Genomic DNA, 9,697 nt, shown 5'->3' with positions numbered 1-9,697 from the left:
CCTCCTTCTCGCCGCGCTCATGCGCCGCTGACCGGAAATGGCGGCACTCCTGCCCCCCGGCGGCGCGATGCCGTCGGCGCCGGGGGGCAGGTCCCGTACGGAAAATCGAAGACTTGAGGAACCACAATGGCAGCTCAGTCCGGCGGGGAATCGGAACGGGATCCCGTGGAGACCTTCATCGACGAGGTCTTCGAAGAAATGGTGCGCGACGCCGGAATTCCGCATGCCGGCACCGGCGCCAAGTACGGTAAGTACGCCAAGTACGGCAAGGACCCATTGGCCGGCGCTCTGATGGAAGCGGCCGTGGAGTCCCTGTCCCGGCCGCCCTCCCGTTCCTCGGAACTGGAACGGATGCTGTTCGCGCAGACCCTGGCGACCGCGTTGGCGGAATCCCTCGCACCCGCTCTGGCGGACGTGCTGGCCTCGGAGATCATGAAGGTCCTGACCCACCAGGCCGCGACCCACACGGCGGCCGCCCCCGAATCGGCCGACGGAGGCGGCCGCGGCCATCACTCCTCCGGCGGCCGCGGGCCCCGCTCCTCCTCCGGCGGCGGTCACTCCTGACGGGCCCTCGCGCGTGGCTGTGTCAACCGGCTCGGCGTCACATCACCCCTGAGTGAGGGTGATGTGACGAACGTCGCCACGTGGGCCGGCCGCGTGGCGATGTCGGCGGTTCCTGGTATACGACCCCGACTCCGTCGCAGGTGAAGACGCCCAGGGGGACCCGTGGCATATGCCCCTGGTGATAGATCGACGTGGCGATCATTGTGAGAAGTGACGATTTACGTGGGCGCGGTCCGGCTCCAGAGGATCAGCAGTAGCGGCATCGTACTCGCGTCCGTGTGCCGCCCCCGCTCAACTGGCGTGTCGCGCAGTCGACTTGTCGTTCGTATCGATGCCACCGCGTGCACCGGCCAATTGAGGTATAGACCACCCGAAACGCCCAACCTGCGCAACGCGCTGCGGAATGCGCGGTTCCGGCGCGGCATCGAGTGCCATCGGATAGCGCAGGGTGATGAACGTCGCATCGCGCTGACGCAACGTCACGTGGCGCCGTCCGCGCCGGCGATGGCGCCGGCCCGGACTCCGGAGCGCGGCCGGCCGCCCGCGGAGCCGCTCAATGCTCGCAGAGGGAGAACTCTCGTTCGTAGAGCTGCTCGTTGTGTTCGTCGATGAAGAACTTGCGTTCCCGCATGAGCTCTTCGCGGTACGTCCTGGCCTGCTCCAATGTCATGGTCGACGTCTCGGACCACGGCTGTTGCGGCGGCACATCGGATGTCGAGACGACGGCGTGGGACGGGTCGACCAGGAAGAACGCGAGAATCTTACGGAATCCCGGGCGGGTGGGGTCCGCGAGGCGGAACGAGCCGACGCGGTGCTGCAGGACGTTGGGGAACGCCAGGCAGCGGCCCGCGGGTGTCGATGCCGATCCCAGCACCTGGTTCAGCGCGTCCTCGTTCTCCAGGCCGTAGACGTCGCGCATGCCGTGGTCGTCGTTCTGCTCGTAGTTCGGGTCGTCGAGTGCCGCCCGGAAACTCAGCCGGCTCTCGGTGATGTTCTCGCTGTCCCAGTAGTACATTCCGGTCGAGACGATCCGCTCGTTCATCATTCCCTCGACATGCCAGGAACCACCGGGGTACTCGGGTTTTTCCGGGGTGAGATGAATGGTGGCGAGCTTGACGACGACCTGCAGACGGCGGCCGCGCAGGCCGACCCGGGCGGAGTCGCCGGGCACCTCGGGCGGGGTGAAGGCCGGGGCGTCCGGGACGACCGGGCGGCGGTTCTCCCACCAGTCGTCCCACGCGCGGCAGGCCTGCGCGTAGGCTTCGTCGTCGCTGTACTGGGCTTTTTCCGGATACTCCGGTTCTGAGTCGTACCATCCGTAGGGATCGGCCTCGATCCGCAGGGGCCGTGGGTGGCGCAGGTCGGTGAGCACGTTCTCCAGCAGCGGGAGCATGCGCGCGAACAGGGCCGGCAGGACGGCGGCCAGTTGGCGATGCTTCTCGGGGTGGACGTTGTTGACGTACGAGCGGAACGCGACATCGCCGTCGTCACCGACCTCGACGTCCGTGGGCAGCCACTGGAACCTCTCCGAGAACTCGTACCGCGAGTAGCGGTCCGTCGGGTTCCGCCAGGCCCGCTCGGGCGCGCCGCTCACCTCTCTCACCAGGCAGAACAAGGAGGGATGAACCAGGTCCAGTACCTGGCCGCCGGACCCGGGATGCCAGTCCTGTTCCGCCTCGGGGACGTCTTCCAGCACCCGTACCGCCTCGCGCAGCCGCTGCCTGAGATCGTCGTCGACCAGTGTGTCCGACTGCCACACCCCGTCGACGGCGGACACCTCGATTCCGGTCCGCACGTCCCGCAGGGCCGCGTAATGCGCGAGTTCGGCGAGCACGTAACGTATCTGCGCCTCGGTGAGCCCCTGGGCGACCGCTTCCCGTGTCCACTTGGCGACGACGCCGGGATCGCTCATCTTGTCGAACCACCGCGGCTTGGCGCGAATATGGGCGCTGCACTGCGTCATCTGCAGTTCCCGCAACGTCCGGGGCGCCGCGTACGGTACGGAACGGGAGGCGTGAAAAGGCAGCGGGAACGCGGGCGGACGAGCCAATTGTCCAGGTCCTTCCAGACGGTGTGCGGTGGCGGGAACGATACGTCGGCCCACTGACATCGCAGCCGAGGTCCCTGCCGACGCACGTCGGCAGGGACCTCGGCTGCGATGTCAGTGGCGGCGGCTCCCCGCCTGTCCTCACATGTCGGGGGAGTCGGTGCCCCCGAGCAGCGCCGACGCGGTCTGGAGGGCGGTGGGGGAACTCGCCGCCGGGGGTTCCGGTTGCTCGTGGCAGGTGAAGCCGAGGCGGGTCATGGCCCGGACGACTTCGCCGCTGCTGAAGTCGCGGCGGTCCTGCCGGGTGATGACCTGGCCCACTTGCTTGACCGGGTAGCGGCGACGGCCGATGGTCACGGACTCACCCGTGACCGGCTCGGGCGTGACGCCCTTCATCGAGGCCAGCACCCCGTCTTTGGACAGCTCGAACGGGTACCGGGCGATGACACAGCGCATGATGCCTCACAGACTGTCGGAGAAGAACGGGACGACGGGGATGACGGGGCCGGGCGGAGCGGATCGAGCCGGCGGCTTCAGGCGGCCGAGCCGAAGCCGGACCGCTGCCGCGCCCTGCGGCCCGCCGCCTCACCGGCGGGCCGGCCCTCGCCCGCGCGGCCGCGGCGATTGCGACGTCCCTGGGACGGGGAGCCCTGGGACGAGCCTTTGGAGGAGGACGGGCGGCCGCCGGGGCGTTCCACGGGCGCGGTGATGACGACCGGGACACCGGAAGGGGCCTGGGCGCCCGTGATGCGGCTCAACTCCGCCTCGCCCGACCGTACGTGAGCGACCTGCGGGGTGATGCCGGCCGAGGCCATCAGCCTGGTCATACCGTGCCGCTGATCGGGGGTGACCAGGGTGACGACGCTGCCGGACTCGCCCGCGCGGGCCGTACGACCGCCGCGGTGCAGGTAGTCCTTGTGGTCGGTGGGCGGATCGACATTGACGACCAGGTCGAGGTTGTCGACGTGGATCCCGCGCGCCGCGACGTTCGTCGCCACCAGCACCGTCACGTACCCGCTCTTGAACTGGGCCAGGGTCCGCGTACGCTGCGGCTGGGATTTGCCACCGTGCAGGGCCGCGGCGCGCACGCCGCTGCTCAGCAGGTGCTTGGTCAGCCGGTCCACCGCGCGCTTGGTGTCGAGGAACATGAGCACTCGTCCGTCCCGCGCCGCGATCTCGGTGGTCGTCCGGTGCTTGTCCTCGTCGCGCACATGCAGGACGTGGTGCTCCATCGTGGTGACCGCGCCTGCCGACGGGTCGACGGAATGGACCACCGGGTCCGTCAGATAACGCCGGACCAGGAGGTCGACGTTGCGGTCCAAGGTGGCGGAGAACAGCATCCGCTGCCCCTCGGGGCGCACCTGGTCGAGCAGGGCGGTGACCTGCGGCATGAAGCCCATGTCGGCCATCTGGTCGGCCTCGTCGAGGACCGTGACGCCGACGTCGTCCAGCCGGCAGTCGCCCCGGTCGATGAGGTCCCTGAGCCGGCCGGGCGTCGCGACGACCACCTCGGCCCCGGAACGCAGCGCACCGGCCTGCCTGCCGATGGACATCCCGCCGACGACGGTGGCCAGCCGCAGGCTCACGGCCCGGGCGTACGGCGCCAGCGCGTCGGTGACCTGCTGAGCGAGCTCGCGGGTGGGGACGAGGACGAGCGCGAGCGGCCGCCGCGGCTCGGCACGACGCCCCGCCGTGCGGGCCAGTACGGCGAGGCCGAAGGCGAGGGTCTTGCCCGAGCCGGTTCGCCCACGGCCGAGTACGTCACGACCGGCCAGGGAGTTCGGCAGGGTCGCCGCCTGAATGGGGAACGGTACGGTCAGGCCTTCGTGGCCGAGCGCGGCCAACAGCTGCGCGGGCATGGCGAGATCGCCGAACGACCCGGCAGCGGGCAGCGCCGGCGTGATCGTCTTCGGCGGCGCGAACTCCCCCTGCACGGCCCTTCCGGCCTGTCGGTTCCCGTACCCCTCGGAACGTCGCCGGCCCCCCGAGGTGCTGCCGCCGGCACCCCCTCCGAAACGGTTGTGTGTGCGGGGCGTGCGGGAGGTGCTGGATGTTCGGGAGGTGCTGGATGTGCGGGCACGCTTCATGTGGAGCCTTCCTTGACGGGCGCGCACCAAGGAATTCCCGCAGCGGATGAGCGGCGCAGAGAATCTGGACGAGCCGGAGTCGACGGGCCGAGCCGGCCCGACGGGGGGAATGTCTTGATCGATCGTGATGCGGTGGAGCCTGCCGGCCTTGGCCGGCCTCCCCGGTCTTCCCGTCGCGTGCCCCGAAACGCGGCGAGCCGGGGCCCGCACCCGTGAGGTGCGGGTCCCGGCTGGGAAGTACGCGTTGCCGCCGCGGTCAGGCAGGAACGATGTTCTCGGCCGTCGGGCCCTTCTGGCCCTGCGCGATGTCGAACGACACCTTCTGGCCCTCAAGCAGCTCGCGGAAGCCCTGGGCGGCGATGTTCGAGTAGTGGGCGAAGACGTCGGGGCCGCCGCCGTCCTGCTCGATGAAGCCGAAGCCCTTTTCCGAGTTGAACCACTTCACGGTTCCGGAAGCCATATTGTTTCTCCTTCGGAGGCGGTGTCAGGAATCGCCGTGTGCGAATTCCCTGTCGCCATGGTGATTACCTCGTCCGAAGATGAACCTCTTGGATGAACCTCTTGGCAACCACGCCTGCAACTACGATGGACCCTAGCATGGTGCGATCGGCCCTGCGCGGTGGGTTTTCCGCCCTCGGCCGATCATCGGGGAATACTGGCCGCGCCCCGCAGGTATTTCTCATGCCACGGATGCAGATATTCTTTTCCGGGTGCGGTTCTTCCTGCCCGCGCACTTCCGTCCGCGCTTCCGCCCGCACTCCGGTGAGCTGGCGACGACGGGAGATGTCCGGCCGTCACCGCCGCCGGCGGACGGCGTCACGGCGAACCCGCCGGGACGCCACCATCGCGACGAAGGTCACATCCTCCGCGAGGGGCGCGGCGGGGGGCGGCGGGCGGCGGCGGGGCGCGGCGGGCGGCGATTCGGTGGTCAGGCGGCGGTGCCGGGGCGGGGGTGCCTTGGAAGACCTGCGTGGTGTGCCATGAGCGGTGGGCTACTCCGGGCCGGTTGCCGCGGCCAGTCGCTGCTGTTCCGCCTCCAGTTGACCAGCACGCCGGCCGGGCACACCACGACCCCGGTCTCGGCGTCGGCGGTGGTGACCGTAGTACCACCTGGTGCAGTTGCCCCGCGATCCGGCCTCGGCGGTCACCGTCCCGGGCGGCATGGCCGCCGGGGCCACCCTCCCACGCGGCCCCGAGGAGGGACGGCGCTTGGCCGGGCCGGCCGCGCCGGACTCGGACGAGGCTCGCCCCGCCCGCCGAGGCGCATGGCCCGCCCGCCCGTGGGCCCCTACGCGGGGTCCGGGACCGCGCCGGCGTGGGCGGCGAGGACGCGCCAGGTGCCGTCGGCGTGCACCCAGGTGCGGGTGTAGCGAAGGCGCGCCGCGAACGGCTGACCCCCGGCGGTGCCCTCGACCGCGGCCAGTACGCGGGTGATGCCCGTGGAGCCGACCACGGTCACGTGCAGGTCCTGCTGGTCGAACACGTCGACGACCAGGGTCCGCGACCTGTGTGCTTCCAGGTCCTCCTCCTTGGTCGAGGTGCTGCCGTCGGGGCCTGTGTAGACGACGCGGTCGTCCAGGAGCAGGCGCAGTGCCTCGACATCGCCTGAGCGGACAGCGGCCTGCAGCCTCTGCTCGGCCTCGTGGAGGGCGGCCTCGAAAGCCACCTCGTCCGTCCCCATTCCGATCCTCCCTGCCCCGCCCGGTCCGCCTGCGGATCGTCAGCCGACTGCGATGGCTCACGACGGGGCCCCACCAAGCGGTCACCACACCGGATGCGGCGACGAGACTGCGGAAAGGGCCACGGTCGCAACGCCGATCAACCGCGACCCACACCATAACCGCAGCACGCCGCCGCCCTGGACGCCCGTCCGGATCCGGGCGGGCGTCTCTCGCCGATGGGCCGTCAGGGCCGTTTCGGGCCGGGGGCAGGGCTCAGTACCGGGAGAACGGTCCCCACCGCTTGATGGCGAAGCCACTGCCGGCGTGTTCGACTTCCAGGGCGGTCCGGCCCGCGAAATGGGCGGGCAGCATGAGGGCCTTGTTGTCGGCGACCCAGCCGAGGAGCCTGAGGCGGGTGGCACGGGACCGGGCCGGGTCCAGGTCGAAGCAGCTGTTGTGGCCGGGGTGGAGGATTTGCAGGGGAGTGTGCAGGATGTCGCCGGCGAACAGTGCCCGGTCCCCCCGGGAGTCGAGCTTGACGACGCCGGCGCCGGGCGTGTGGCCGGGAGCGGCCTCCAGGCACAGGTCGGCGTCGATCGCGTGGTACGTCTCCCACAGCCGCGCCTGGCCCGCGGCCAGGACGGGGGCGACGCTGTCCTCGAACGCGTTCTCGTTGACGCCGCCGGCGATGTGCGGGTTGCCGGCGGGGTCCCAGTACTCGACGTCGGTCTTCGGCAGAAGGTAGGTGGCGTTCGGGAACGTGGGCACCCAGACGCCGTCGACGAGCCGGGTGTTCCAGCCGATGTGGTCGCTGTGCAGATGGGTGTTGACGACCAGGTCGACGTCCTCGGGCCGCACGCCGGCGCGGGCGAGGTTGCCCAGGTAGTCCAGCGCGAGGTGGTCCCAGGCTTCGACCGCCGGGCGTGTCTTGTCGTTGCCGATGCCGGTGTCGATCAGGATCGTCCGGCCGCCGCTGCGCAGCACCCAGGTCTGCATGGCGGCGTGGACCATGGCGCCGTCGGCGCCCAGGTGGTCGGGCACGAGGCTCTCGCGGTGGTCCCGCCACGCCTGCTCGGGCAGGTCCGGGAAGAACTGGTCCGCGGGCATGATCGGCCCGTGCATCTCCTCGACACGGGTGATGGTGACATCGCCCACGGTGATCTCATGAATGTCCTGCACGTGTTTCTCCTGCGGTGCGCGGGTCGGCTGTCGTGTCACTTGGTGAGGCGGGCGAGGACCAAATTCGGGTCCCGGCCGGTGGCGTAGGCGGCGCTCAGCACGTAGACGGTGTCGCCGCGCGTGGCGACGGAGGTCGGGTTCTGCAGGCCGTCGGCCGAGGTCAGGACGACGGAATGGCTGCCGTCGGGTCGGACGACCGCGACCTCGCTCGGGCCGTTGAGCGCGGCCAGTAGCTGGTCGCCGCGGCCGGTGAAGGCGAAGTCGTCGATTCCGGTCAGGCCGGTGGCCGCGGTCCGTACCGTGCCGGCGCGTCCGCCGGGGAGGATGGGGATGCGCAGAACCGTGCCCTTGTCGAGGTTGCCGGCCCAGACGGCGCCGTTGTGGATCTTCAGGCCGTTGGCGCCGAGGAAGCCGGTGGAGGCGAGTTCGGGGGCGGTGGACCAGGCGGTGGGAGTGCCGCCGGCGGCGGGGACGCTCCAGATGGTGCCGAGCACGGAGTCGGTGGCGTAGAGGGTGCCGGTGGTCTCATCCAGGGCCAGACCGTTGGGCAGGCCGTTCGCGGGCAGCGCGGCGATCCGCTGCGGCCGGCCGTCGGGGCGCAGCCGCCACACGCCGGTCAGGTCGGCGGTTCCGGTGGCGTACAGGAAGTACAGCGTGCCGTCGTGGGCGCGTGCGACGCCGACGGTCAGCGGGAAGCCCAGGACAGGTGTGTGGACACCGCCATCGGCGGGCGCGGGCAGGGTGGCAAGGACCCGGACGGCACCCGCGGGCGAGATCCTGGCGAGCTGCCGGCCGACGGCGAAGGTGACGTACGCGTCGCCGTCCGGCGCCATGGCGATGTTCTCCGGCGTCTGCCCCTCGGCAAGGTCGAAGTGCTCCGCGATCCGCGCGTGCGTCAGCGACGCGGAAGCGGCCGAGGCCGCGGTGGGAACGGACGCCGAGGCGGCGGCCGCGACCAGGAGGCCCGCCGTCAGGGCGGACCGGAAAAGCCTTGTGGACATGATGTCGCGTGCTCCAGGGTGTTATCGCGTATTGGGCATGCGACGGCGACACGCCGGCACATGTATGGGTCATGGATCGGTGGGTTCTGGCCGGGGGCGGCGTCGCCCCTCGGAACCGCGGCCGGCATCGGCCGCGCCGTCGTACGGTGCGCGATGCGGTTGCCTACCGCGCGGGCCGGTTCAGGCCGGCGCGGGGTTCGGTCCGTGCCGGTTCGGCGGAGCAAGGGGAGTGACCGGGCGGCACCGTGGCCTGGGCGAGCAGGGTCAGCGCGCCCCGCGAGGGCGAGTCCGGCTCCGTGGTGGCGACCACGATGACGGGGCCCGGCCCATTGCTCAGGGTCTGCTGCGTGACGGTCATGGAACCGACCAGCGGATGACGCATCTCGTAGGAGGCGACGCTGCACGCCCTGATCCGGTGGTCGGCCCACATGGCGGCGAACTCCGGGCTCTTCGCGGACAGCTCCCCCACCAGCGTGTGCAGTGCCGCGTCCTCCGGATGCCGGCCGGCCACCAGGCGCAGATTCCCGACCGCCGCCCTCGCCTTGCTCGGCCAGTCCGCGTACAGCTCACGGACATGGGGGTCGAGGAAGACGAGCCTGGTCATGTTGGGGCGCTCCTCGGGCCGCTCGGGCGCACCCGGATCCAGGTGCCCGGCGAACAGCGCGTGACCCAGGCGGTTCCACGCCAGGACATCGCTGCGACGGCCCAGGACGATCGCCGGGACATTCCCCAACGCGTTCAGCAACTGGCGGGTCGGCTCCGACACACGTTCCGGTGCGGGCCGCCGGCCTCGGGGACGCCGCCTGCTCGTACGCGCCACGTCGTGCAGGTACCGCCGCTCGGACTCGTCCAGCAGCAGCGCCCCCGCGAGCGCGTCCAGCACCTCGGGCGACGCGCTCAGCGACTCCCCCTGCTCCAGCCGCGTGTAGTAGGAGGCGCTCACCCCCGCCAGCAACGCGAGCTCCTCACGGCGAAGCCCCGGCACCCGCCGGCGCTCCCCGTAGCTGGACACCCCGACGTCCTCCGGACGCAGCTGGGAGCGCCGAGTGCGCAGGAAGTCCCCGAGGGGCGATTTCGCGGTCATGGCTTCGAGTGTGGACCCGATCCGGGCACGTAGCCTGCCCCGGCCAGGGACAGGAACCAGCGGGGCCCGACGGG

The 9,697-nt window shown here is 70.9% G+C and carries 9 protein-coding genes; 1 reads left to right on the top strand and 8 read right to left on the bottom strand.

Annotated features, from left to right (window positions below; all coding sequences use genetic code 11):
* Window positions 1-126 precede the first annotated feature (126 nt).
* Window positions 127-564 (top strand): hypothetical protein, encoded by a 438-nt coding sequence (locus K7G61_RS35295; RefSeq protein ID WP_225851246.1) that lies wholly within the window; start codon window positions 127-129, stop codon window positions 562-564.
* A gap of 553 nt (window positions 565-1,117) precedes the next feature.
* Here the strand turns inward: K7G61_RS35295 and K7G61_RS35290 are convergent.
* From K7G61_RS35290 to K7G61_RS35255, 8 genes are all read right to left on the bottom strand, one after another.
* The gene (locus K7G61_RS35290; RefSeq protein WP_225851245.1) at window positions 1,118-2,614 is read right to left on the bottom strand and encodes a DUF4246 domain-containing protein; all 1,497 of its coding nucleotides are present in this window, start codon (window positions 2,612-2,614) and stop codon (window positions 1,118-1,120) included.
* Window positions 2,615-2,752: 138 nt separating this feature from the next.
* A complete protein-coding gene (locus tag K7G61_RS35285) occupies window positions 2,753-3,067 on the bottom strand; it encodes an SCO5918 family protein (protein ID WP_225851244.1) in 315 nt (104 codons plus the stop codon).
* Between the two features lie 77 nt (window positions 3,068-3,144).
* The gene (locus tag K7G61_RS35280) at window positions 3,145-4,698 is read right to left on the bottom strand and encodes a DEAD/DEAH box helicase (protein ID WP_225851243.1); all 1,554 of its coding nucleotides are present in this window, start codon (window positions 4,696-4,698) and stop codon (window positions 3,145-3,147) included.
* Between the two features lie 256 nt (window positions 4,699-4,954).
* Window positions 4,955-5,158: a cold-shock protein gene (locus K7G61_RS35275; protein WP_225851242.1), complete on the bottom strand. Its 204-nt coding sequence runs from the start codon at window positions 5,156-5,158 to the stop codon at window positions 4,955-4,957.
* Window positions 5,159-5,986: 828 nt separating this feature from the next.
* Window positions 5,987-6,379 carry a nuclear transport factor 2 family protein gene (locus K7G61_RS35270; protein WP_225851241.1) on the bottom strand — a complete coding sequence of 131 codons (393 nt, stop codon included), beginning with the start codon at window positions 6,377-6,379 and terminating at the stop codon, window positions 5,987-5,989.
* A 253-nt stretch (window positions 6,380-6,632) separates the two neighbouring features.
* A complete protein-coding gene (locus tag K7G61_RS35265; RefSeq protein ID WP_225851247.1) occupies window positions 6,633-7,529 on the bottom strand; it encodes an MBL fold metallo-hydrolase in 897 nt (298 codons plus the stop codon).
* 44 nt (window positions 7,530-7,573) lie between these two features.
* Window positions 7,574-8,539: an SMP-30/gluconolactonase/LRE family protein gene (locus K7G61_RS35260; protein WP_225851240.1), complete on the bottom strand. Its 966-nt coding sequence runs from the start codon at window positions 8,537-8,539 to the stop codon at window positions 7,574-7,576.
* A gap of 163 nt (window positions 8,540-8,702) precedes the next feature.
* Window positions 8,703-9,623, bottom strand: coding sequence for a helix-turn-helix domain-containing protein (locus K7G61_RS35255; RefSeq protein WP_225851239.1), 921 nt, complete (start codon window positions 9,621-9,623; stop codon window positions 8,703-8,705).
* Window positions 9,624-9,697: the final 74 nt, after the last annotated feature.

It is taken from the genome of Streptomyces sp. HPF1205, from assembly GCF_020400825.1.
In the GTDB taxonomy this organism is placed as follows: domain Bacteria; phylum Actinomycetota; class Actinomycetes; order Streptomycetales; family Streptomycetaceae; genus Actinacidiphila.
The sequence above is the reverse complement of the archived record's forward strand: the minus strand, read 5'-3'. Positions and strand labels throughout refer to the sequence as shown.

Excerpts from the sequence above, each read along its gene's own strand:
- K7G61_RS35295 (WP_225851246.1), top strand. The coding sequence starts at position 127 with ATGGCAGCTCAGTCCGGCGGGGAATCGGAACGGGATCCCGTGGAGACC.
- K7G61_RS35260 (WP_225851240.1), bottom strand. The coding sequence starts at position 8,539 with ATGTCCACAAGGCTTTTCCGGTCCGCCCTGACGGCGGGCCTCCTGGTC.
- K7G61_RS35285 (WP_225851244.1), bottom strand. The coding sequence starts at position 3,067 with ATGCGCTGTGTCATCGCCCGGTACCCGTTCGAGCTGTCCAAAGACGGG.
- K7G61_RS35280 (WP_225851243.1), bottom strand. The coding sequence starts at position 4,698 with ATGAAGCGTGCCCGCACATCCAGCACCTCCCGAACATCCAGCACCTCC.
- K7G61_RS35255 (WP_225851239.1), bottom strand. The coding sequence starts at position 9,623 with ATGACCGCGAAATCGCCCCTCGGGGACTTCCTGCGCACTCGGCGCTCC.
- K7G61_RS35275 (WP_225851242.1), bottom strand. The coding sequence starts at position 5,158 with ATGGCTTCCGGAACCGTGAAGTGGTTCAACTCGGAAAAGGGCTTCGGC.
- K7G61_RS35270 (WP_225851241.1), bottom strand. The coding sequence starts at position 6,379 with ATGGGGACGGACGAGGTGGCTTTCGAGGCCGCCCTCCACGAGGCCGAG.